General features: G+C 60.6%; 18 protein-coding genes. 16 read left to right on the top strand and 2 right to left on the bottom strand.

The genetic code is table 11. The annotated features are described in order from the left end of the window. Window positions 1-142: 142 nt before the first annotated feature. The 11 genes from MRS74_RS21135 to fadA all read left to right on the top strand — a co-directional run bounded on the left by MRS74_RS21135 (window position 143) and on the right by fadA (window position 15,000). Entirely contained in the window at window positions 143-1,246 is a 1,104-nt protein-coding gene (locus MRS74_RS21135; protein ID WP_254582268.1) for a WD40/YVTN/BNR-like repeat-containing protein, read from the top strand. Next, complete coding sequence (locus MRS74_RS21140; RefSeq protein ID WP_254582269.1) at window positions 1,243-3,624, top strand: efflux RND transporter permease subunit; 2,382 nt, start codon at window positions 1,243-1,245, stop codon at window positions 3,622-3,624. Before MRS74_RS21135 ends, MRS74_RS21140 begins: the two co-directional genes overlap by 4 nt. A 45-nt stretch (window positions 3,625-3,669) precedes the next feature. Next, the gene (locus tag MRS74_RS21145; RefSeq protein ID WP_254582270.1) at window positions 3,670-4,503 is read left to right on the top strand and encodes a universal stress protein; all 834 of its coding nucleotides are present in this window, start codon (window positions 3,670-3,672) and stop codon (window positions 4,501-4,503) included. 277 nt (window positions 4,504-4,780) lie between these two features. Then, the gene (locus MRS74_RS21150; RefSeq protein WP_254582271.1) at window positions 4,781-6,580 is read left to right on the top strand and encodes an acyl-CoA dehydrogenase C-terminal domain-containing protein; all 1,800 of its coding nucleotides are present in this window, start codon (window positions 4,781-4,783) and stop codon (window positions 6,578-6,580) included. 101 nt (window positions 6,581-6,681) lie between these two features. Then, window positions 6,682-6,999 (top strand): SCP2 sterol-binding domain-containing protein, encoded by a 318-nt coding sequence (locus MRS74_RS21155; protein WP_254582272.1) that lies wholly within the window; start codon window positions 6,682-6,684, stop codon window positions 6,997-6,999. 98 nt (window positions 7,000-7,097) lie between these two features. Further along, entirely contained in the window at window positions 7,098-8,762 is a 1,665-nt protein-coding gene (locus tag MRS74_RS21160) for an AMP-binding protein (protein WP_254582273.1), read from the top strand. Between the two features lie 23 nt (window positions 8,763-8,785). Then, complete coding sequence (locus MRS74_RS21165) at window positions 8,786-9,340, top strand: DUF2889 domain-containing protein (protein WP_254582274.1); 555 nt, start codon at window positions 8,786-8,788, stop codon at window positions 9,338-9,340. A gap of 61 nt (window positions 9,341-9,401) precedes the next feature. Next, window positions 9,402-10,364 carry an NAD(P)H-dependent flavin oxidoreductase gene (locus tag MRS74_RS21170; protein ID WP_254582275.1) on the top strand — a complete coding sequence of 321 codons (963 nt, stop codon included), beginning with the start codon at window positions 9,402-9,404 and terminating at the stop codon, window positions 10,362-10,364. Between the two features lie 172 nt (window positions 10,365-10,536). Next, on the top strand, window positions 10,537-11,286 hold the full coding sequence (locus MRS74_RS21175; protein ID WP_254582276.1) for an enoyl-CoA hydratase-related protein: 750 nt from the start codon (window positions 10,537-10,539) through the stop codon (window positions 11,284-11,286). Between the two features lie 369 nt (window positions 11,287-11,655). Further along, window positions 11,656-13,803, top strand: a complete 2,148-nt coding sequence (gene fadB / locus MRS74_RS21180) for a fatty acid oxidation complex subunit alpha FadB (RefSeq protein ID WP_254582277.1) — start codon at window positions 11,656-11,658, stop codon at window positions 13,801-13,803. A gap of 15 nt (window positions 13,804-13,818) precedes the next feature. After that, on the top strand, window positions 13,819-15,000 hold the full coding sequence (fadA, locus tag MRS74_RS21185) for an acetyl-CoA C-acyltransferase FadA (RefSeq protein WP_254582278.1): 1,182 nt from the start codon (window positions 13,819-13,821) through the stop codon (window positions 14,998-15,000). A gap of 494 nt (window positions 15,001-15,494) precedes the next feature. Here fadA and MRS74_RS21190 read toward each other — a convergent pair whose 3' ends face one another. Then, window positions 15,495-16,769 (bottom strand): MATE family efflux transporter, encoded by a 1,275-nt coding sequence (locus MRS74_RS21190; RefSeq protein ID WP_368671314.1) that lies wholly within the window; start codon window positions 16,767-16,769, stop codon window positions 15,495-15,497. Between MRS74_RS21190 and MRS74_RS21195 the strand changes: the two genes are divergently transcribed. The 5 genes from MRS74_RS21195 to fabF all read left to right on the top strand — a co-directional run bounded on the left by MRS74_RS21195 (window position 16,756) and on the right by fabF (window position 23,765). Beyond that, window positions 16,756-17,763, top strand: coding sequence for an efflux RND transporter periplasmic adaptor subunit (locus MRS74_RS21195; RefSeq protein ID WP_254582280.1), 1,008 nt, complete (start codon window positions 16,756-16,758; stop codon window positions 17,761-17,763). The two genes, MRS74_RS21190 and MRS74_RS21195, sit on opposite strands and share 14 nt — an antisense overlap. Next, complete coding sequence (locus MRS74_RS21200) at window positions 17,760-20,888, top strand: efflux RND transporter permease subunit (RefSeq protein ID WP_254582281.1); 3,129 nt, start codon at window positions 17,760-17,762, stop codon at window positions 20,886-20,888. The genes MRS74_RS21195 and MRS74_RS21200 overlap by 4 nt, the downstream gene beginning before the upstream one ends. Before the next feature lie 114 nt (window positions 20,889-21,002). Beyond that, a complete protein-coding gene (locus tag MRS74_RS21205) occupies window positions 21,003-21,809 on the top strand; it encodes an oxidoreductase (protein ID WP_254582282.1) in 807 nt (268 codons plus the stop codon). 51 nt (window positions 21,810-21,860) lie between these two features. Then, entirely contained in the window at window positions 21,861-22,400 is a 540-nt protein-coding gene (locus MRS74_RS21210; protein ID WP_254582283.1) for a PaaI family thioesterase, read from the top strand. Between the two features lie 75 nt (window positions 22,401-22,475). Then, complete coding sequence (gene fabF, locus MRS74_RS21215; protein WP_254582286.1) at window positions 22,476-23,765, top strand: beta-ketoacyl-ACP synthase II; 1,290 nt, start codon at window positions 22,476-22,478, stop codon at window positions 23,763-23,765. 161 nt (window positions 23,766-23,926) lie between these two features. On the opposite strand, the gene MRS74_RS21220 is transcribed toward fabF, so the two are convergent. Then, window positions 23,927-24,439, bottom strand: a complete 513-nt coding sequence (locus MRS74_RS21220) for a DUF1993 domain-containing protein (RefSeq protein WP_254582284.1) — start codon at window positions 24,437-24,439, stop codon at window positions 23,927-23,929. Window positions 24,440-24,773 lie beyond the last annotated feature (334 nt).

Here is a 24,773-nt window from a genome sequence, read left to right on the forward strand (position 1 = left end):
GGGCGACCGGGGTTCTAGTCTGGCACGTTGAACCGTCGCTGCACCTGAACCTGCTGGTTCGGCTTCCCGGCATAATAAAGATAAAACGCGGAACGCTGTCAATCTGTCGCTGCGGCAGATCGGCGGACCCGAAGGGAAAACTATGGGATTCAATATTCAGGGCCGCAAGTGGCTGCTTTGCGTGCTGCTTTGCAGCCTTACCACTGCGCCGGCATTAGCGGCGACTCCATTCGATCGTTTACAGGTAGCAGCTCAGCTGACAGAGCGGGCGACGCAGTCGCTGCTGCTGGATATTGCCCGTGCTGGCGAGCGCCTGGTGGCGGTGGGCGAGCAGGGGCTGGTGCTCTTGTCCGATGATGGCGGCGATCACTGGCGTCAGGCTGAGGTGCCGGTGAGTGTGTTACTGACCGCCGTGAGTTTCGCGGATGGGCAGCAGGGCTGGGCAGTGGGGCATGATGGCACTGTATTGCACAGCATCGATGGCGGTGCCAGCTGGAGCCTGCAGCTGGATGGCAACCGTATCAATGCACTGCGGGTGGCGCAGCTCGAAGCCGAGCTGGATGCCCTGGGTCAGGAGACCGAGGCGGACCCGGCGGTGCAGGAAAATCTCGAATACGCGCTGGACGATGCCCTTTTCGCGCTGGAGGACGGCCCCAACATGCCGTTGCTGGATGTCTGGTTCGCCGATGCGCTGCATGGCTTTGTGCTGGGCGCTTATGGTCAGCTGCTGCAAACCCAGGACGGCGGAAATAGTTGGCAAACCCTGGGTCACCGCCTGCCCAACCCCGATCATTTTCATCTCAACAGTCTGCTGGCTAGCGCCGCCGGTGATCTTTATATCGCCGGCGAAGCCGGGCTGCTGCTGCGCTCCCGCGACAGTGGCAAGACCTGGGAAGCGCTGGAATCGCCCTATGAGGGCTCATTCTTTGCCATGGCTGAACTCGATGGTTTCTGGCTGATGGGGCTGCGCGGCAATCTGTTCCACAGCCTGGATGGCGAGCACTGGCAGGCGCTGGAGCTGGACGCCACGGCGACCCTCAACAGTGCGCTGGCGCTGGACAACAAGCTCCTGCTGCTGGGGCAGGGCGGCCTGCTGCAGCTGGGTGATCCTGCAGGCTTTGCGCCACTGTTGCAGGAGCGCTCGCGCCAGAGTCTGAGCGCGGCGGTGGTGGTCGGCTCGCAACTGGTGCTAGTGGGTGAGGGTGGTATTCAGCGCAAGGACTTACCGGCGGGAGCAGCACAATGAAAACACTGACGCTGTCGATGCTGGGCCTGGTAAAAAGCAGCGAACATCTGATCGAGCGGGTGCTGTTTCACCGTCGCCGTACGCTGCTGGGACTCTTCGTGCTCGTCACCCTGGTACTGGGCTGGCAGGCCAGCCAGATCAGGCCTGACGCCAGCTTCGTCAAGATGATTCCCACCGAGCATCCCTACGTCGAGAATTATCTGACCTACCGTGACGACCTGGCGGGGCTCGGTAACAGCCTGCGCGTGGTAGTGGCCGCGACCGAGGGCGATATTTTCACGCCGGAGTTTCAGGAAAGCCTGCGCAAGGTGACCGACGAGCTCTTCTTCCTGCCGGGCGTCGATCGCTCGGCGCTGACCTCGATCTGGACGCCCAATGTGCGCTGGACCGAAGTCACCGAAGAGGGCTTTGTCGGTGGCCCCGTGATTCCCGATGACTACGATGGCTCCAGTGCCTCGCTCGAAACGCTGCGCACCAATATTCTGCGCTCGGGGCAGCTGGGACGGCTGGTGGCCAATGACTTTGGTTCGGCCATAGTGCAGGTGCCGCTGTTTGACCGTGATCCTGAAACCGGTGCTGCGCTGGATTATCAGCAGCTGTCCCATCTGCTGGAAAACCTGGTGCGCCAGCCCTACGAATCCGACCAGATTAATATTCACATCACCGGTTTTGCCAAGGTGGTGGGGGATCTGATCGATGGCGCCCGTGATGTGGCCCTGTTCTTTGCGGTGGCCTTTGGCGTCACCCTGGTGCTGCTGTATCTCTACTCCGGCAGTGTCAGCGGCACCCTGATTCCGCTGGCCTGCTCGCTGGTGGCAGTAATCTGGCAGCTTGGCCTGCTGCGCCTGTTGGGCTTTGGCCTGGATCCCTACTCGATGCTGGTGCCCTTTCTGGTGTTCGCCATCGCCGTGAGTCACGGCGTACAGATCGTCAATACCGTGGCTCAGGAGGCGGCGGAGGGTGCCAGCAGTCTGCTGGCATCCCGCCGTGCCTTCCGTGCGCTCTACATTCCGGGCCTGACGGCGCTGCTGTCGGACGGGCTTGGTTTCGTGACCCTGATGGTGATCCAGATTCAGGTGATTCAGGATCTGGCCATAGCGGCGTCGATCGGGGTCGCCGTGATTATCCTGACCAACCTGTTGCTGCTGCCACTGTTGATGTCCTGGGCGGGTGTGGGGGAACGGGCCATCGCCCGCGCGAAACGCAGCAAGGAGTTGGTGCACTCGCGCTGGGCCATCCTCACGGTCTTTGCCCGTCCGCGGGGCGCCGTTGTGGCCCTGCTGGTGGCAGGCGGGCTGGCCCTGGCGGGGCTGCAGGCGAGTTCCGAGCTGAAGATCGGCGATCTGGATTCCGGTGCGCCTGAACTGCGCAAGGACTCGCGCTATAACCTCGACAATGCCTTTGTGACCGGTCACTACTCGACCTCCAGTGATGTGTTCGTGGTGATGGTCACCACCGAGGCCGAACAGTGCGCCAGTTTCAGGACGCTTGAGCTGGTGGATCGCTTCCAGCAATACCTCACCAACGTGCCGGGGGTGCAGTCCAGCCTGTCCCTGGCGGATGTGTCCGAGCGCGTCACGGCGGGGCTTAACGAGGGCAGCCTGAAGTGGCGTTCCGTAAGTCGCAATCAGTTTGTTATCAATGCCTCCCTGGCCTATGTGCCCGGCGGCCTGATGAACGGCGACTGCTCGCTGCTGCCGCTGATCATGTTCCTGGATGACCACAAGGCGGCGACCCTCAGCCGGGTGACCGACAGCGTCAAGGCGTTCGCGGCACAGCATGACAGCGACACGATTCAGTTCCGCCTGGCGGCGGGCAACTCCGGTATTGAAGCGGCCACCAATGAAGTGATCAGCACCGCCCAGTACAAGATGCTGCTCTGGGTCTACGCGGTGGTGAGTCTGCTTTGTCTGCTGACCTTTCGCTCGCTGCGCACGGTGATCTGCATCATCCTGCCGCTGGCCTTGACATCCCTGCTGTGTCAGGCACTGATGGCCAGGCTCGGCATCGGCGTAAAAGTGGCGACGCTGCCGGTGATCGCGCTCGGCGTTGGCATAGGGGTGGATTACGGTATTTATATCTATACCAAGCTGAACAGTTTCCTGCTGCAGGGACAGTCGTTGCCTGACGCCTACCTGGCGACTCTGCGCACCACCGGCAAATCGGTTGCCTTTACCGGCCTGACGCTGGCGATCGGCGTGGTGCTCTGGGTGCTTTCACCTATCAAGTTCCAGGCTGACATGGGCATCCTGCTGACCTTCATGTTCCTGTGGAACATGCTGGGTGCGCTGATTCTGCTGCCGGCACTGACCTGTGTGCTCTATCGCCATACCGGCACCAAGGTGGCGCAAAAGGAAACCAGTAAGGTGCTGTCCTGAGTTGGTTCATAGACAGAGTCGCGTCAACTAAAAGAGGATAGGCCAATGCCATTGGCGCCGAACAGAATACTGGTCCTGCTGGATGGCGGATCCCATTGCCAGGAGGCGTTAAATCGCGCCGGCCTGATTGCCGAGGTGACCGATGTGCCGCTCGATCTGCTGTGGTTTGGCAAGCGCCCGGCCTGGGAGGGCATGGGTGATGCGCTGGCGCAGCTGCACGTTGACCGAACCGTGCATCTGCTGGATCCCACCACATCGCTGTTTGACAGCCTGCGCAGCGAGTGGGCGCACGAGCCCTATTCTCTGGTGGTCAAGGGCTGCGACCCGCGACACAGCAAGCCTGCGCTGACGGCCCCGCTGGACTGGCGCCTGCTGCGCGAAGTGCCGGCGCCGGTCTTGCTAGTCAAACGTCTGGATTCCTGGGTCGGCGAGCGGATACTGGCGGCGATCAACCCGCTGCATGATGGTCAGGTACAGGGCGCGCTGGATGAGTCGGTGCTGCGCGCCGCCCACCTGGTCAGCTGCTTGGCCCAGGCCGAGCTGCATACGGTCATCGCCACCGAGCCCCCCATGCTGGGTGCAGCGGCTGAGGATCAGGTATCCCGCCTGATTGACACCAGGGCCAGTGCCGCGGCCGAGGCGCTGTGCCAGCGGCTGGCGCTAAGCCCGCAGCAGCATCATATAGGCGAGGGGCCGGCCGAATTCTGGATCAGCCAGGTCAGCAATAATCTGAGCGCCGCGCTGCTGGTCATCAGTACTAGCGCCCGCAGCGGTGTCAGCGGCGCGCTCTACGGCAATGTGGCCGAGAATATTCTGGATAGCACCAGCACTGATGTGTTGGTCATGCGTGCCGGTAGCATGATGGTGGATCACCACTGAATGCTGCACTGATGGTTCTTTGATTCCCCTGGCAAGTCCTGCGCCCGTGCCCTGTGTACGGGCTTTTTATTGCCGTTCTGACCGTAATTGTTATTCATTCTTCGAAGCTATGATAACGGTTGATACAGGCCTGTTTGACAGCCTGATAATTTTTGTCATTAAAACTGAGGGCATTTGTTATTGGTCGGCGTGGCGAATTCGGTGATCCTGTGGGCTACAGAATAACGAGAGCGTCCGCCAGCCGGGTGCCTGTGATTACCCAGTCGAGGACAGAATCATGCCAGAGTACAAAGCCCCGCTACGCGAGATGCACTTTGTGCTGAACGAACTGCTGGATGCGGATGCGCATTACCAGGCGCTGACCGGTGCCGAGGATGCCACAGCGGACATGATAGAAGCGATTATTGAAGAGGGCGCCAAATTTTCCGAACGCGTGCTGGCGCCACTCAATGGCGTGGGCGACCGCCAGGGGTGCCGTCTGGAAGGCGGTGAGGTGATCACGCCTGAAGGTTTCAAGCAGGCCTACAGCCAGTTTGTTGAAGGCGGCTGGTCTTCACTGGCGCATGATCCGCAGTGGGGCGGCCAGGGTCTGCCGGAGTCCGTCGGCATTGTGATCAATGAAATGGTCGGTACCGCCAACTGGGCCTGGAGCATGTATCCGGGCCTTAGCCACGGCGCCATGAATACACTGGAAGCCCACGGCACCCAGGAGCAGAAGCAGCAGTATCTGACCAAGCTGGTGAGCGGCGAGTGGACCGGCACCATGTGCCTGACCGAATCCCATTGCGGCACAGACCTGGGTTTGCTGCGTACCCGCGCCGAACCTGAGGCCGATGGCAGCTACCGCATCACCGGTACCAAGATCTTTATATCCGCCGGTGAGCACGACATGGCCGACAATATCGTCCATATAGTGCTGGCGCGTCTGCCGGATGCGCCGGCGGGCACCAAGGGCATTTCGCTGTTTATCGTGCCCAAGTTTCTGCCCGATGCCCAGGGTGGCGCCGGTGAGCGCAACAGCCTTGCGTGCGGCTCGCTGGAACACAAGATGGGCATACATGGCAACGCCACCTGCGTGATGAATTTCGATGGTGCGACCGGCTACCTGATAGGCCCCGCCAACAAGGGTCTCAACTGCATGTTCACCTTCATGAACACGGCACGCCTGGGCACCGCGCTGCAGGGCCTGGCCCACGCCGAGTGGGGCTTTCAGAACTCGCTCAGCTATGCCCGCGACCGCCTGCAGATGCGGGCGCTGTCAGGCTCCAAGAATCCGCAGGGCGCCGCCGACCCGATTATCGTGCACCCCGCGGTACGCAATATGCTGCTGACCCAGAAAGCCTTTGCCGAAGGCGGCCGCGCACTGATTTATTACTGTGCCCAGCTGGTGGATCGCGGCAAGCAGGGGGCTACGGAGGAAGATCGTGCAGCGGCCGATGCGCTGCTGGCCTTCCTGACGCCCATCGCCAAGGCCTTCCTGACGGAAGCCGGCTATGAAGCGGCCAATCACGGGATGCAGGTGTACGGGGGGCATGGTTACATTGCCGAGTGGGGCATGGAACAAAACGTGCGCGACAGCCGCATCTCCATGCTGTACGAGGGTACGACCCAGATTCAGGCGCTGGACCTGCTCGGACGCAAGGTGCTGATGACCCAGGGTGAAGCCCTCAAGGGCTTCACCAAGATTATGCACAAGTTCTGCCAGTCCCAGGAAGCTGACGCCGCCATGCAGCCGTTCGTGGCGCCGCTGGTGGAGCTGAACAAGGAATGGGGCGAGCTGACCATGAAGATCGGCATGAACGCCATGCAGGATCGGGAGGAAGTGGGGGCCGCTGCGGTGGATTACCTGATGTACTCGGGCTACGTTGTGCTGGGGTACTTCTGGGCCCGCATGGCACAGGTGGCACAGGCCGAACTGGCAAAGGGCTCGACGGACACCGCCTTCTACGAAGCCAAGCTGCACTGTGCACGCTTCTACTTTGAGCGCTTGCTGCCCCGTACCCGCAGTCTGAGTGTCACCATGTTGTCCGGTGCCGACAACCTGATGTCACTGGATGCCGAGCACTTCGCATTCTGATGTGGCTAGAATACAAACCGGGGCGCGCTTTGGTGTCCCGCTTAGTGAAATTGCGCACCAGGCGTTACAACAAACAGACGACACTCCCGGAGACAGGCAGCATGAGCGACATAAACGCACTTTTTTCCCAGATGGAACAGCAGTTCGATGCTTCGGCGGCGGCGGGCCTAGAGGCCGTCTTCCAGTATCAGCTTGACGATGGAGGCCCCTGGTTCGTGGCCATTGCCGACGGTAACTGTACTATCACCGAAGGTGAAAATGCGTCCCCGACAGTCACGCTGTCGATGGACAGCCAGACGCTGAGCGAGATCATGAGCGGTGAACTCGACGGCATGAGCGCCTTCATGGGCGGGCGGGTTCGGGCCGATGGCGATATCATGGTTGCCACCCAGCTGGCGAAGCTGTTTCCGCCGGCCTGATGTCGGGCCTGTGCCGGGCGGTTTAATGATCGGCCGGCCGATAACGTACACTCAACGCAAACCAACAGTCGATAACAATAACATTCAAAGGTAACGGCATGGCTCAGGCAAGAGGGCATTCAATTCCGCAGGAGCTCAATCCGCGGCAGTATGCAACAGTGCTGGATGTAGTGGCGCGGACGTGCCGTGATTATCCGCAGCAGCCGGCTTTCACCAGTTTTGGTCGTACCCTGAGTTATGCAGAGCTGGATCGCCTGGCGGATGCCTTCGCGGTCTATCTGCAGCGCAACACGGATCTCAAACCCGGTGATCGAATCGCCGTGCAGCTGCCCAACCTGATCCAGTATCCGGTGGTGCTCTTTGGCGCCCTGCGGGCAGGCCTGGTAGTCGTCAATACCAACCCGCTGTACACGCCCAGAGAGATGGAACACCAGTTCCGTGACTCAGGCGCAAGAGCGCTGGTGATCCACAAGAGCATGGCCCATAACGCCGAGAAAATTATCGGCAACACCGATATCAGCCATGTGTTTGTGACCCAGATCGGCGATCTGCACGGTTTTCTCAAGCGCACCCTGCTCAATGCCGCCATCAAGTACATCAAGAAGCTCGAACCATCCTACTCGCTGCCAGGCTCCGTGTGCCTGCGCCACGCGCTGGACACGGGGCTGGGCCTTAAACCAGAGCCCGTCGAGCTGGCAACCTCGGACCCTGCGGTGCTGCAATATACCGGGGGCACCACTGGGCTCGCCAAGGGTGCGGTGTTAAGCCATGGCAACCTGGTCTCCAATATGGTGCAGGGCTGCGAGCTGATCAGCCGGGCGGATGGGCACTGGAGCCATACGACGGTCGCGCCCCTGCCGCTTTATCACATCTACGCCTTTACCATCTCGCTGATAGTGATGGAAACCGGTGGTCATACGGTACTGATTCCCAACCCGAGGGACATGGATGCCTTTGTGCGCGAGCTCGAGCGCTGGCAGGTGTCCTGTTTTATCGGCCTCAATACGCTTTTTGTGGCGTTGTGCAACCGGGCGGATTTCCGCCAGCTGGATTTCAGTCATCTGATCGTTACCATTTCGGGCGGCATGGCCCTGACCCACGATGCCGCGGACCAGTGGCGTGAGGTGACGGGCTGCGAAATCCTGGAAGGCTACGGCCTGACCGAAACCTCGCCGGCGGTGTCCATCAATCCGCCCGCGGACGTGCGTGTGGGGACCATCGGTTGCCCGCTGGCGGCCACCGAAGTCCGGGTTGTAAACCCGGATGATACCGACGTAGAGCCGGGGAAGGCGGGTGAACTCTGTGTGCGCGGGCCCCAGGTGATGGTGGGGTACTGGCAGCGGGAAAAGGAAACGGCGGATGCGTTTACCGCCGACGGCTACTTTCGCACCGGCGATGTGGCCATCCAGGAGCCCGATGGCTATCTGCGCATCGTTGATCGTGCCAAGGACCTGATTATTGTGTCCGGCTTCAATGTGTACCCCAACGAAATCGAGGATGTGGTGTGTTCCCACCCGGACGTGGTGGAATGCGCCGCGGTAGGCGTTGCCGATGAAAAATCCGGCGAGGCGGTGCGCCTGTTCGTGGTGAGCCGCAACGATGCACTGACCGAAGCGGACATAAGAGCCTGGTGCAAGGAGCGCCTGACGCGCTATAAAATTCCCCGCGAGATCATGTTTACCCATAATCTGCCCAAATCGAACATCGGCAAGGTCCTGCGACGCAAGCTAAAAGAAACCGACCAGGACGCCGATGTCGCCTGAATCAAGGATTGGAGCAAGTCTGTATGCCATTACCCAAACCCGCACGCCGTACCCAGCATCACCATCGAGTCGTCAACTGCGTGGGCTTTTTGCGCGCAGACGGACTTTGGGATATCGAGGGCCGCATGACGGATACCAAGGCCTATGACGTTGATAATGAGGAGCGCGACGGTTATGTCGCCGGCGGCGAAGCTTTCCACGATATCAGCCTGCGCCTGACCATCGATCAGGATTTTCTGGTGCACGGGGTGGAGTCCGTCATTGATGCGGCCCCCGCGCGCATGTGCGCCGGCATCGCCGGTGTTTTCAAACAGCTTGAAGGCACCCGGATCGGACCTGGCTGGCTGCGCCAGACCCGCGAACTGGTCGGGGGCGTCAAGGGCTGCACCCATCTCAACGAGCTGCTGCAGCCGCTGGCGACCACGGCCATTCAGACGCTCTGGCCGGTAAATAATGCGGCCGACAGTAGCGAGCGTCGTGGTGGCCTTATCAACAGTTGCCACACCTGGGCGCAGAATTCCGAGGTGGTGAAGCGTGCGCTGCCCGAATTCTATACCCCTGATCCCCCCTCGACCTGATGGCCTCCGGCGCCTGGCCTGATGTGGCGGGCGCCCATAAATAAAAAGCCTGGAGAACAGCATGAGCTTACCCGAATCCTTCCACGGGCGGCTTCGCCTGCCCCTCATTGCCGCGCCCATGTTCCTGGTGTCGGGCCCGCAACTGGTGACCGAGACCTGCAAGGCCGGTGTTATCGGCACCTTCCCGGCGCTGAATCAGCGCAGCAGCGAAGGCTTCGAGCAGTGGCTGGAGGACATTAATGCTGCACTGCAGGATCACGCTCAAACCACCGGTGTGGCGGCCGCGCCCTTTGGCGTCAACCTGATCGTGCATGCCACCAACCCGCGCCTCAAGGCGGATCTGATGCTGTGCGTGAAGCACCAGGTTCCGCTGGTGATTACCTCGCTGGGCGCGGTAAAGGAAGTGGTGGATGCGGTCCACAGCTACGGCGGTCTGGTGTTCCATGACGTCACCAACCTGCGCCACGCCAAAAAGGCGGCGGCCGCCGGTGTCGATGGCCTTATTGCCGTCTGCGGTGGCGCCGGTGGCCATGCCGGTACTCTCAGCCCCTTTGCACTGATCAATGAAATTCGCCAGTTCTTCGATGGCGTGGTGATATTGTCGGGCAGCCTTTCCAGCGGTCAGGATCTGGCCGCCGCCCGCATGATGGGGGCGGATCTGGGCTATATGGGCACCCGGTTTATCAATACCCGCGAGAGCATGGCACCGGATGACTACAAGGACATGATTATCGGCAGTCGTGCCGCCGATATCGTCTATACGCCCAAGGTGTCCGGCATTCCGGCCAGCTTTATGCGTCAGAGCCTTGAGGCCGCAGGGCTGCTGGATGCGCAGCACGATGCTTCCAAGTCGGTGGACCTGAGTGACGAAGCCAAGGCCTGGAAAACAGTCTGGTCAGCGGGCCAGGGCGTGGGCTCCATCAAGGATGTGCCAAGTACTGCCGAGTTGGTCGCACGCTTAAAGCATGAATACATCGAGGCCGGCCAGCGGTTTGCGGCCGACAGCGCCACATATCTGGACTGAGCTTGCGGCGATCTGTGCAATCTCTGCAACGCTTGAATGTAGGCGATGAAATGTCTGAACTGATCCCCCGCCGGTGCGTCTATGGCGTACTGGCGGCCGACAGTGCCACATGCCTGGACCGAGCATGCGGCAATGTCTGACATGTCTGCAACCTTTGGATGGAGGATATGAAATGTCTGAACTGATCACTCACCAGTGCGTCGATGGCGTACTGGAATTGAGCCTGAACCGGCCGCAGAAAAAAAATGCGCTGAATCGGGCAATGTACCTGAGCCTGACCGAAATGCTGCAACAGGCTGATAGTGATGATGCGGTCAGGGTTATCCTGATCAGCGGCACCGGCGACAGCTTCTGCTCCGGCAACGATATTGCTGATTTTATTAGCAGTGGCGGCAGCGCTGAGGCGGCCAGAGTACCGTTGCGTCTGCTGCAGACCCTGGCCGGGCTCGAGAAGCCGCTGGTAGCCGCGATTCATGGCCATGCGGTGGGTATCGGCACTACGCTGCTGCTGCACTGCGATCTGGTATACGGTGCCGACAATACGCGCTTGCAGCTGCCATTCGCCCGTCTGGGGCTGGTGCCCGAAGGCGGCAGCAGTCTGCTGTTGCCGCAACTGGCGGGGCACCGCAAGGCGTTTGAACTGCTGGTGCTGGGGGAGGCTTTTGATGCCGACTGCGGCCGCAGTATAGGCCTGATCAACGAGGTGACCGGTGCTGAGCAAGTGCTGACGCGGGCGCGGGACAGGGCCTGCGCCTTGGCGGCACTGCCACAGCAGGCGCTGCGCAAGAGCAAGCAGATGCTGCGGGCGCACCAGCAGGATTTGTTGCAGCAGGTGCTGGTGGAAGAAATCGATGCCTTCCGCGAACGGCTGAATTCGGCTGAAGCCCAGGGCGCGCTTATGGCATTCATGCAGCGCGGCTAAATACACAGGCGTTCAGCAGCCCCTAGTGCCGGCACTTTTGCCGGCCTTGTTGTATCTGACGTTTGAGGCTGCTGTTTGTGGTGTGCCGCACAGCGATGGGCAGGCGCTGGGCAGGGGCGTTTAAATACGCTGTTTTTCACCATAGTGTTATTAAGTTTTTTGCTTTTAATATTTTTAAGTTATTGAAAAATTTAAATAAAAAATAAAATGGAACAAATTGTCAGTAATGCGGGCTTATTTTGTCATTGTTGCGAACGCTGTCGCGACTACTATGGTCAACAGTAGCACGAGGTTTGAAGCCAGGCTGGCCCCGGCTTTCAGGCGGGACCGACTAAAAACTCCGGACAGATTCCGGCGGGGAGAACAAGAATGGTGTATGCAGGACAGGCGGTCAGCGTACGGGACGCAGGCGACGGTCTTTATGAGGTTGTTTTTGATCTCGCGGGCGACTCGGTTAACAAATTCAATCAGGCCACCCTGGCCGAGCTGCGCGATGCCGTGGCCGCATTGCAGGGCACTGCCGGTGTGCAGGGTGTGTTGTTCAGCAGCGCCAAGGACGTATTTATCGTCGGCGCCGATATCACCGAATTCACCCGGATGTTCGAGCGCAGCGAAGATGAAATCGCCGCCGGCCTGCTGGAAATGAATCAGGTGTTCAACGCTATCGAGGATCTGCCGTTCCCCACCGTCACCGCCATTAACGGCGTGGCCCTGGGCGGCGGCTTCGAGCTTTGCCTGGCCACCGATTACCGGGTGGCGAGCACGGCGGCCAAAGTTGGCCTGCCGGAAGTGAAGCTGGGCATCTATCCTGGCTGGGGCGGCACTGTGCGGCTGTCACGCCTGCTGGGCGTGGATAACGCCAATGAGTGGGTCTGCGGCGGTGCTGAATACAAGGCGGCGGCGGCACTCAAGGTGGGGGCGGTGGATGCGGTGGTTGTTCCTGCTCAGCTACGCGATGCGGGTCTGGATCTGCTGCGCAACTGCATCGCCGGCAAGTTTGACTATCTGGCACGCCGGGTCGAGAAACAGAGTGCCATCAAGCTTAACCAGATTGAGCAGATGATGGCCTTCGAGTCCGCCAAGGGTGTGATCGGCGCCCAGGCCGGGCCCCATTACCCGGCGCCCATGGCGGCGCTGAAAACCATGCAGAAACACGCCAACCTCAAGCGCGATGCCGCCCAGGCGGTGGAAGCCAAGGGCTTTGCCACGCTGGCCAAAACCGATGTCTGCAAGGCGCTGATCGGTTTGTTCCTAAAGGATCAGCAGGTCAAGAAGGTGGCCCGCAAGCTTGCGGCCGGGGCGGCGCCCGTACAGCAGGCGGCGGTGCTGGGCGCAGGCATCATGGGGGGCGGTGTGGCTTATCAGTCGGCGTCCCGCGGTGTGCCGATTCTGATGAAAGACATCAACGAGAAAGCCCTGCAGCTGGGCCTGGATGAAGCCACCCAGCTGCTGGGCGGCCAACTCAAGCGCGGGCGTCTGGATGCCGCCGGCGTAGCCAAGACCCTGACCATGATTCGCCCGACCCTGAGCTATGGCGACTTTGGCACTGTCGACCTGGTGGTTGAGGCAGTGGTGGAAAACGTCAAGGTGAAGCAGGCCGTGCTGGCTGAAACCGAGCAGTATCTGAAGGACGGCGCCATTCTGGCCTCTAATACCTCGACTATCTCGATCACCGAACTGGCCACGGCGCTGAAAAAGCCGGAGAACTTCTGCGGCATGCATTTCTTCAATCCGGTGCACAAGATGCCGCTGGTGGAAGTCATTCGCGGCGAGAAAACCTCCGATGCTGCCGTGGCCCGCACCCTGGCCTACGCCCAGACCTTGGGCAAGACCCCGATTGTGGTCAACGACTGCCCGGGCTTTCTGGTCAACCGCGTGCTCTTCCCCTATTTCGGCGGCTTCAGTCTGCTGCTGCGCGATGGCGGTGATTTCCGTCGCATCGACAAGGTGATGGAAGGCTTCGGCTGGCCCATGGGACCTGCCTATCTGCTGGATGTGGTCGGCATAGACACGGCGCACCATGCCGATGCAGTGATGGCGGCGGGCTTCCCGGACCGCATGACCCATGAGGGTGAAAATGCCATTGATCGCATGTATAGCCTGGAGCGCTTTGGCCAGAAAAACGCCAAGGGCTTTTATGCCTATGCGCCGGATCGTCGCGGCAAGCTGAAGAAGACGCCGGATGAAACTGTGACCGCTGCGCTGGATGGTGTTGTGGGCGCGGCCCGGGATTTCTCCGATGAAGAGATTATCGAGCGCATGATGATCCCGCTGTGCATCGAAACCGTGCGCTGCCTGGAAGACAGCATAGTGGCTTCGGCCGCCGATGCCGATATGGGGCTGATTTACGGCATTGGTTTCCCGCCGTTCCGTGGCGGTGCGCTCTACTACCTTGATCAGCTGGGCCTGGCGAATTTCTGCGCCATGGCGGCCAAATATGCAGACCTCGGGCCGCTGTATCAGCCCACGGAGCGCATGCAACAGATGGCCGAGCGCGGCGCAACCTATTACGGCTGAAAGGAGGATACCTGGATGAGCCTGAAACCCAATGACGTGGTAATCGTCGATGCGGTGCGTACCCCCATGGGACGCTCCAAGAACGGATCCTTCCGCAATGTACGCGCCGAAGCACTGTCCGCCGCCGTCATGCAGGGCCTGCTGGCCCGGCATCCGCAGATCAACCCGGTCGAGATCGAAGATGTGATCTGGGGCTGTGTCAACCAGACCCTGGAACAGGGCTTCAATATCGGCCGCAACGCCGCCCTGCTGGCCGGCATTCCCCATACCGTGGCGGCCCAGACGGTCAACCGCCTCTGTGGCTCGTCCATGGCGGCGCTGCATACCGCTGCCCAGGCGATTCAGAGCGGCAACGGTGATCTCTTTATGGTCGGCGGTGTCGAGCACATGGGGCATGTGGCCCTGACCCATGGCGTGGATGTGAATCCGCAGCTGTCCAAACAGGTCGCCAAGGCGGCCATGATGATGGGCGTGACTGCCGAGATGCTGGGCAAGATGAACGGCATATCACGCGAGCAGCAGGATGCCTTTGGTGCCCGCTCGCATCAGAAGGCCCAGGAGGCGACTCTGGCCGGTCGTTTTCGCAACGAAATCGTGCCGGTCGAAGGCCACGATGAAAACGGCTTCAAGTCTTTGCTGGAAACCGACGAAGTCATTCGCCCTGAAACCACTATCGAATCCCTGGCCGCCCTGGCGCCGGTATTCGTACCCAAGGTCGGCACCGTCACCGCCGGTACTTCGTCGGCCCTGTCCGACGGTGCCAGCGCCATGCTGCTGATGTCGGCCGCGCGGGCCCAGAGCCTGGGCCTCAGGCCGCGGGCACGCATTGTCAGCATGGCTGTGGCGGGCTGTGATCCGTCCATCATGGGCTACGGCCCGGTGCCGGCCAGTCATAAGGCGCTCAAGCGTGCCGGGCTCAGCATCGATGATATCGACTACTTCGAGCTCAACGAAGCCTTCGCCGCCCAGGCGCTGTCGGTCATGAAGGGCCTGAAAATCACCGACAAGATGGATCAGCAGATCAACCTGAACGGTGGTGCCATTGCCCTGGGTCACCCGCTGGGATGCTCCGGTACACGTATCACCACCACCCTGCTGAATGTGCTGGAACAGCAGGATGGCACCCTGGGCCTGGCCACCATGTGTATCGGCATGGGGCAGGGCATCGCCACGGTGATCGAGCGGCTGAACTGTTAATCTGGCGGACAAGTAGGCTCCCGCCCTATGTGTCCGTCACGCCATCAAAACGGGCGCAGGTGCGTGGACATGCTGGTTTTGCTGACGTTCGCATTGGGCCATCTTATTAAAAGGAAGGACCAATGATGAAGCGTCCATGCTGCAGGTATTAACCCGCGGGGTTAATAATCGTCTGCCAACAACCACCCGTGAAAAAAGAGTCCAGCGAGCAAAGGCCCCTGTGTGTAGATCACTCTGCATGCAGGGGCCTTTTTTGTGGGCTGGGTGATGCACAGATTCGTTTCGCTTGGGCTGTCATCGGGGGTGGGGTGCTTATGTATTCAGCTTGCCGTGCTCCTGTCGCTTGCGCTGTGGGCAACTAGCGCTGTGCAAGTCGGCTATCCCGCCGATTTATCGCCTGAAAGTACTGCAAAGGCCAGTTCAAATCTGCCGGCTCTCGTTATGGCCAGCATTCTCGGACGGCCTCCGGGGCGAACGATGACGAATACTCTAATTCAAGCACTGGGCGATATTGCCAGATGATGTGACCGTCCAGCTGCGAAGCTTGCCGCTACAGTTATGGCGCCATAAACCAAAGCACTCAGAGCGACGATCTTGAAAAGCGATGGCAGTTCAGCATCAAAATACGTAACGGCCAGCCAGCCCACAACGGCCGCGATCATCATGCGTGCCGTTCCGGCCAACACTGGCCAGAGCACACGCTTCGCCCCTTGACCGGCGAAATAGAGAGCCATGCCGGCTCCTATAGCTCCATAGAAGGGCGCAACGTTCCGTAGATAGCTTGCTCCCGCCGTAAGTATTTGTTGCTCCTCACTAAAAATAGTGAGCCAGATGTGTGGGAATGTAGCAACGCTAAGTCCGATTAATTCCGTAAAGGCAAACGCGATGGCTGCGCCAATCCATGTGATGCGTTGTGCGCGTTGCACTTGCCCCGCTCCAAGATTGACTCCAACCATGGTCATGATGGCAGTGCCAAGACCAAACAGCAGAGGGATTTGTATGTAATCCAGTCTTGAGGCGATGCCATACCCGGCAATGGCATCAGGCCCAAAACGACCTACGGCGGCAGTCACGACGGCAACGGTCAAATTGATCTGAACTGTACCTATAGCTGACAGCAGACCAACGCCAAGAATATCCGTGAACAATCGGGTGCTCAGTGGAGCTGTCGATAGCTTGATAATGCTTTGGGCTGATCGCATGTGCCTTACCAGGAAGAAAGTGGCGAGGATGTAATAGACCAGGATCGCTATTCCAGCTCCGGCGACACCCAATGAAGGTATTGCGCCCCATCCAAAAATCAGGGCTGGCGACAACGGCAAAAGGATAACGGCCCCCGCCAGTGTTATACGCGCAGGCGTATTAGTATCGCCTGCTCCGCGTAGTGCTGCCGACAATAACGCAACGATCCATATCAGTGGCGATCCGGCAAAGACGATGTTCGAATAGGTAAGGGCAGCAGAGAGCGCTGGCCCCTCAACTCCCATCAAATGATACAGGGCGTAACCACCGATTATTGTGATTGCGGCGAATGCGGCTCCCATAACACCGGCAATAACAACACCATGCCAAACCAGTGCTTGAGCGTCTGCCCATCGGCCAGCGCCGGTTGCCCGTGCCACAGCCGAGGCCAGTCCGCCACCAATGCCGCCATTCGCCATCATTTGCATCAGCATAAGCACTGGAAAAACGACGGCTACCCCAGCCAGAACATCGGCTCCAAGCGAACTCGACCCGCGTACCGAAGCGCCGCTGGTGCGTGCCGCTATCGTTCAAGGGGCAATACCCGCGTCACGTTCCTTCACCGGAACCGTAGCGGCGCGAGTCCAGAGCGACCTGGGCTTTCGCGTCTCGGGCAAGGTGCTGGAGCGGCTGGTGGGTACGGGACAAGCCGTCAAGCGCGGTCAGGCACTCATGCGCATCGATCCCGTCGATCTGAAGCTCGCGGCGCGTGCGCAGCGTGAAGCGGTCGCCGCTGCGCGAGCGCGGGCGCAGCAAACCAGCGATGATGAAGCCCGCTATCGCAAGCTGCGCGGAACCGGCGCTATATCCGCATCGGCCTACGATCAGGTCAAGGCGGCGGCGGATACCGCCAAGTCCCAGCTCAGTGCGGCCCAGGCCCAGGCGGAAGTGGCCCTAAATGCGACCCGTTATGCCGAGTTGCTGGCGGATGCTGATGGCATTGTCATGGACACGCTGGTCGAGCCCGGCCAGGTCGTCAATGCCGGCCAAGTCGTGATGCGTGTGGCTCATGCCGGCCCCCGTGAAGCGCTTATCCAGTTGCCGGAAACCCTGCGCCCGGCGGTCGGTTCCGCCGCGCAGGCCACGCTCTTCGGCAAAGAGGACGTTAGCGTTCCAGCCAAGCTCCGGCAGTTGTCGGATGTCGCGGATAGTCAGACCCGCACCTTTGAGGCGCGCTATGTGCTGGAAGGGGAATTGGCCAAGGCGCCGCTGGGCGCCACGGTCACCCTGCAGATCCCGGCTGGGCATTCCTCTGTTCAAGGCCTCTTGCAGGTGCCGATCGGTGCCCTCTACGACGCAGGCAGGGGCCCCGGCGTGTGGGTCATCCAGGGCGAACCGGCGCAGGTGCACTGGCAGCCGGTCGTGGTCCAGCAGCTTGATGATGAGGGGGCGCGCATCACCGCTCAGCTCAGGCAGGGCGAACGGATAGTCGCGCTCGGCGTGCACCTGCTGCGCGAAAGCCAGCAGGTGCGGGTGGCCGGTGAAGCCGTCATCGCGGCGGTCGAGGGGGGCCGTCCATGAACGAAGGCCGTTTCAATCTGTCAGCGCTCGCCGTACGCGAACGCTCCATCACCCTGTTCCTGATCTGCCTGATCTCGCTCGCCGGGGTTATAGCGTTCGTCAAGTTGGGTCGGGCGGAGGACCCTGCGTTCACCGTCAAGGTGATGAACATCGTTACCGCCTGGCCCGGTGCCACTGCCCAGGAAATGCAAGACCAGGTCGCCGAAAAGATCGAAAAGCGCCTGCAGGAGCTGCGCTGGTACGACCGCACCGAGACCTACACCAGGCCCGGCCTGGCCTTCACGACCTTGACCCTGCTCGACACCACTCCGCCTTCGCAAGTGGCGGAGGAGTTCTATCAGGCCCGCAAGAAGGTCGGCGACGAGGCCATCAACCTCCCGCCCGGCGTGATAGGGCCGATGGTCAACGACGAATACTCGGATGTCACCTTTGCCCTGTTCGCGCTCAAGGCCAAGGGTGAACCGCAGCGCTTGCTGGTACGCGACGCGGAGATGTTGCGCCAGCGGATGCTGCACGTGCCGGGCGTGAAGAAGGTCAGCATCGTCGGCGAGCAGGCCGAGCGTATCTTTGTCGAGTTTTCACATGAACGCCTGGCAACGCTGGGTATCGGCCCGCAAGAGGTGTTCGCCGCGATCAACGGCCAGAATGCCCTGACGCCGGCTGGCTCCGTAGAAACCAGGGGGCCGCAGGTGTTTATTCGCCTGGACGGCGCCTTCGACGAATTGCAGAAGATTCGCGACACGCCGGTTGTGGTGCAGGGCCGCACGCTGAAGTTGTCGGACATCGCCACCGTCAAGCGTGGCTATGAAGATCCGGCGACTTTCATGATCCGTAATGGTGGCGAACCTGCCCTGCTGCTGGGCATCATCATGCGCGATGGTTGGAACGGTCTCGATCTGGGCAAGGCGCTGGACCGCGAGGTGGGTGAAATCAACGCCGAACTGCCGCTGGGCATGAGCCTGACCAAGGTCACGGACCAGTCCGTCAACATCAGCTCGGCGGTCGATGAGTTCATGGTCAAGTTCTTCGTCGCGCTGCTGGTGGTCATGCTGGTGAGCTTTCTCAGCATGGGCTGGCGTGTGGGCATTGTCGTCGCTGCGGCCGTACCGCTGACGCTGGCGATGGTGTTCGTGGTGATGGCCGCGACCGGGAAGAACTTCGACCGTATCACCTTGGGCTCTCTGATCCTGGCCTTGGGCCTGCTGGTGGACGACGCCATCATCGCCATTGAAATGATGGTGGTGAAGATGGAAGAGGGTTACAACCGCCTCGCCGCGTCCGCCTATGCCTGGAGCCACACCGCCGCACCGATGCTGTCGGGCACCCTGGTAACGGCCGTGGGCTTCATGCCCAATGGCTTCGCTCGCTCCACGGCCGGTGAGTACACCAGCAACATGTTCTGGATCGTCGGCATTGCCTTGATCGCCTCGTGGCTGGTCGCCGTGCTGTTCACTCCCTACCTCGGCGTCAAGCTGCTGTCCGGCGTCAAGAAGGTCGAAGGCGGCCATGACACGCTCTACGATACGCCGCGCTACAACCGTTTTCGTCAGGTGCTGGCGCGGGTCATCGCCCACAAATGGCTGGTCGCCGGCACCGTGGTTGGACTTTTCGTCGTGGCCATACTCAGCATGGGGTTGGTCAAGAAGCAGTTCTTTCCGATTTCAGACCGTCCCGAAGTGCTGGTCGAGGTGCAGATGCCTTACGGCACTTCGATTGCACAAACCAGCGCTGCCACGGCGAAGGTGGAAGCCTGGCTGGCCGAGCAGGAAGAGGCCAGGATCGTCACAGCTTATATTGGCCAGGGCGCGCCACGCTTCTACATGGCAATGGGGCCTGAGCTGCCTGATCCGTCATTTGCCAAGATCGTCGTCCGTACGGACAACCAGCAGGAGCGCGAGGCGTTGAAATATCGGCTGCGCCAGGCGATCTCCGAGGGCCTGGCCGCCGAGGCGCGCGTGCGTGTCACCCAGCTGGTGTTCGGCCCTTATTCGCCATTCCCGGTCGCCTACCGTGTCACTGGTCCGGACGCAGACAAGCTGCGTGATATCGCAGCCGACGTACAACAGGTCATGAACGCCAGTCCGATGATGCGCACGGTCAACACTGACTGGGGCACGCGCACGCCCACGCTGCACCTCACCTTGCAGCAAGACCGGCTGCAGGCCGCGGGGCTGTCCTCCAACACCGTGGCGCAACAACTGCAGTTTCTGCTGAGCGGCGTACCCGTTTCCGCCGTGCGTGAGGACATTCGTACGGTGCAGGTCGTGGCCCGTTCGGCTGGGGATATCCGCTTCGACCCGACCCGGGTCATGGACTTCACACTGGCTGGCACCAACGGGCAGCGCATCCCGCTGTCGCAGGTCGCCGAAGTCGAGGTGCGCATGGAGGAGCCGGTTATCCGCCGACGCGACCGCATGCCGACGATCACCGTCCAGGGCGATATCGCCGATGGCCTGCAGCCGCCGGATGTGTCAGCGGCCATCACCGGGCAGCTGGCGCCCATTATGGCGAAACTGCCGAGCGGCTATCGCATCGAGCAGGCTGGCTCCATCGAAGAGTCAGGCAAGGCGACGGTGGCGATGTTGCCGCTGTTTCCCATCATGCTGGCAATCACCCTGATCATCCTCATTTTGCAGGTGCGTTCGATCTCCGCGATGGTCATGGTCTTCCTGACCAGCCCGCTGGGGCTCATCGGTGTGGTGCCCACGCTGATCCTGTTTCAGCAGCCGTTCGGCATCAATGCATTGGTCGGGCTGATTGCGCTGTCGGGCATCCTGATGCGCAACACGCTGATTCTGATCGGGCAGATCCGCCACAACGAGCAGGCGGGATTGGACCCGTTCCGTGCGGTGGTCGAGGCAACCGTACAGCGAGCCCGACCGGTGATCCTGACCGCATTGGCGGCAATCCTGGCCTTCATCCCGCTGACCCATTCGGTGTTCTGGGGAACGCTCGCCTACACGCTGATCGGCGGCACCTTCGCGGGAACGGTTCTGACCCTGGTGTTTCTGCCAGCCATGTATTCCATCTGGTTCAGGATCAAGCCCGATAGCAGTAGCCGATCCGTGGAGGCGCAGCTCGTGGAGGCGCAGCCCGCATTATTAACCCGGAGGGTTAATACATGAAGCAGGGATGCTTCATCATTGGCCGCAGGCCAATGCGAACGCCAGGTTAATAACAGGCACCACCGGCGGGCAGACCCTGCCGCAATCAACTCACTCCCCTTGAGAGGAACTGCTATGTCGAATTCGAAGGTTGTCGTTGTTACCGGCGTGTCATCGGGCATCGGCCGTGCCGCCGCGGAGCAATTTGCCAAACGGGGTTGCCGGGTATTCGGCACCGTACGCCGCATTGCGAAAGCGAGCCCATTAGCCGGTGTCGAGTTTGTCGAGATGGATATTCGCGACGACGCCTCGATTCGACTTGGCATCCAATCCATCATCGACCGGACCGAGCGCATCGACGTGCTCGTCAATAACGCGGGCACAAGCCTGACCGGCGCGGTGGAGGAAACAACAGCTGCCGAGGCCGCAGCGCTGTTCGAGACCAATGTCTTCAGTATTCTGCGTACGGTTCAGGCGGTAGTCCCGCACATGCGTGTGCAGCATAGCGGCAGAATCGTCAATGTCAGTTCGGTGCTCGGCTTTCTTCCGGCGCCGTACATGGGGCTCTATTCGGCTTCCAAGCATGCCGTGGAGGGCTTGTCTGAAACCCTGGATCATGAGGTACGCCAGTTCGGCATCCGCGTAACCTTGGTCGAGCCGTCTTTTACCAAGACCAGCCTGGACATCAATGCGCCTCAAGCAGGTGCAACCATCGTCGACTATGACCGCGAGCGCAGTCTTGCATCACGCGCTGTTGCCACTAGTGTCAAAAGCGCCCCTGACCCGGAGACGGTGGCAACCACGATTGTCGATGCGGCGCTGGGCAAGTGGTGCATGCGTCGCACACCTGCTGGACAGGCATCATTGCTGAGAAAGCTACGCCGTTTCATGCCTGCTGGTCCCGTCGACGCAAGCTTGCGAAAAACCTTCGGACTGAGCTGAAAATCTCACCCGAAAACCATGTTGTCTGCAGCCAGATAAGAGGAGACCCCCATGACTCAACCGACCATCGACTGGACTGCCCAGCAGCAAGCCGCACGGCAACGCTCGATTGCAGGCGGCGGCACGCCTGGTCTCGCCCGAATGGAACAGCTCATGGGCAAGAGCGGCCGCGAGATTCTAGAAGCCATGATGTGCGGCGAATTGCCGTACCCACCCATGAACGAGACCATGAACATGACGTTGCTGGAGGTGGGCAACGGCCGCGCCGTGTTTCAGGGCATACCAATGCCGCAACATTACAACCCGCTGGGCACGGTGCACGGCGGATGGTTTGCCACGCTGCTGGATTCAGCCCTGGGCTGCGCAGTGCAGACCACTCTGCCGGCCGGGCGTTCCTACACTACGGCCGAACTCAGCTTAAATATCGTACGGCCGGCCTCGCACAAAACCGGCCCTTTACGTGCGGTCGCCACGCAGATTCATGGGGGGCGGCAGATTGCCACGGCCCAAGCCCGTATCGAAGACGAAGCGGGCAAGCTCTATGCCCATGCGACCACAACCTGTTTTGTCTTCGATGTGCCGACGGTCTGAGGGCAACCGGAAATGCTCAAAGTGGCCGCAAAGGAACAACCGCAGCAGTGCAACTGTGGTAAATGAGGTGTGATGATGACTATTCAAAATGCAGTTCGAATCGTGGTGACGGGGACAGGTATCGTCGGACCACTGGGGTGCGGTACAGAGACAGTCTGGTCTCGTCTACTGGCGGGACAGTCCGGTATCCGTGCGCTGCCAGCCGATCTGGCTGATGGTACCGGCTGCGCTGTAGGCGGGCGGGTGCCAACGCTGGAGGAGGATAGTCAGGCTGGCTACGACCCGGAGCGAATCGTCACCGCCAAGGAGCGCAAGAAGATGGATCGCTTCATCGAGTTTGCGCTTGTTGCGGCGCAGGAAGCCCTGGCGCAGGCGGCCTGGCAGCCGACAGACCAGGAACAGCGCCAGCGAACGGCGACAATCATTGCATCCGGCGTCGGTGGGTTCGGTGCCATTGCCGAGGCCGTGCGCACCACGGACGAACGCGGGCCGCGCCGGCTCTCGCCGTTCACCGCGCCTTCGTTTCTTGCCAATATGGCGGCCGGGCACGTCTCTATCCGGCACGGCTTGGCAGGGCCGCTCGGGGCACCGGTGACCGCCTGCGCGGCCGGAGCCCAAGCCATCGGTGATGCGGCCCGACTGATCCGTAGCGGCGAAGCGGACATTGCGGTGTGCGGCGGCACCGAGGCCGCGATCCATCGTGTCACGCTTGGAAGCTTTGCGGCGGCCCGTGCCCTGTCCACTGGATTCAACGACCGCCCCCAGGAAGCTTCGCGTCCGTTCGATCGCGACCGTAACGGCTTCGTCATGGCCGAGGGCGCCGGCCTGCTGGTGATCGAATCGCTGGAACATGCGCTGGCACGCGGTGCACGTCCGTTGGCGGAGTTGGTCGGTTATGGCACCAGCGCCGATGCCTACCACCTGACTGCTGGCCCAGAGGATGGTAACGGCGCCCAGCGCGCCATGAAGCAGGCGCTGCAGCAAGCTGGTATTTCGCCCGGCGATGTTCAGCACATCAACGCACATGCGACATCCACTCAAGTCGGGGATCGGGGGGAGCTAGCCGCCATTCGGTCCGTCTTCGGGACAGGGTCGGGCGTTGCTATCACATCGACCAAATCCAGTACCGGCCATCTACTGGGAGCAGCAGGCGGGATCGAGGCCATCTTTACCGTCCTGGCACTACGCGATCAAGTCGTCCCGCCCACATTGAATCTCATCAACCCCGACGAGGCAGCCGACGGCCTCGATCTGGTCGGCCCGAGCGCGCGGAAAATGCCGATCCAGTACGCCTTGTCGAACGGGTTCGGATTTGGCGGAGTCAATGCCAGCTTGCTGTTTCGCCGCTGGGAGTCTCACCGATGAGCCTGCGACGAGTAATAAAGAGTACGAAAAATGGCCCCCTTTTCTCCCAAGAGAGGCGGCGTTCCCGCACGACTGCATGGACGCAGGAGGTTGGGCGAAGCAGGATGCCCGAGCCGAGTGGAGCAGTGTTAAGTCGGACAGCCTCCTGGGTTCACATGAAGCTACGACTTGTAGGGCAGGCTGCCCAGATAGTCCTTTTTACCAACGTCCACGCCATTGTGGCGCAATATGGCGTAGGCGGTCGTAATGTGAAAGTAGATATTGGGAAGAGCGTGCTGGATGGCAAACTCCCGGCCGGTAAGATACTTTCCATCCCAGCGCGGCTGAGTGATTTTTTGGGTTTCAGCCGCTGCCAAGTCTTCGCGGGTAAAACCAGACAGATAGTCCACTACGGACTGAATCCGTGCCTGTAACTCAGCCAGTGTCGCTTCGTTATCTTCGTGTTTGGGTGCCGAACTTTCTTTGCCTGCCAAGCGTGCCACGCTCAGCTTGGCGGTGTCGCAGGCAATCTGTACCTGACGGGTAAAATTGAATTGATCGGGTGCTAAGCGCGAATTCAGCAGAACTGTGACGTCAATTTTCTTTGCTTCTGCAAAGGCTTCTGCCTTATCAAGAATGGCGCTCAGGTTTTGAAGCATTTTACTGAATTGTACAACGGTTAAATCATACAGCATGGGATACACCTCTATAAAAACCGCTGGAAAGCCCAGCTTGCATGGAGCGCGTTTTTAAAATTCAACAGTCCTTTTACGACTCGAAAGTCATCGGGGTCATCGTCAAACCCCAGTCTTGCCACTTCTGCTACCTGAGGGAGTCAGGATTCACCCGGCACCAGTGTAGTCCAAAGTGATGCCACATTTTCACAAGATTGAAGTCAGGCCCACCACGTCCTTGCACGCTCCCGTAAGAGCGGCGTCCCGCCGCGAACAGCCGCAGAGCTTCGTCGCGTGGTGCGCCTCCTACGGGTTTTCAGGCCCAGCACGAAATTGGATGTTCCCGTAGGAGCGG

This window comes from Marinobacterium sedimentorum, assembly GCF_024267675.1.
Lineage (GTDB): Bacteria > Pseudomonadota > Gammaproteobacteria > Pseudomonadales > Balneatricaceae > Marinobacterium_A > Marinobacterium_A sedimentorum.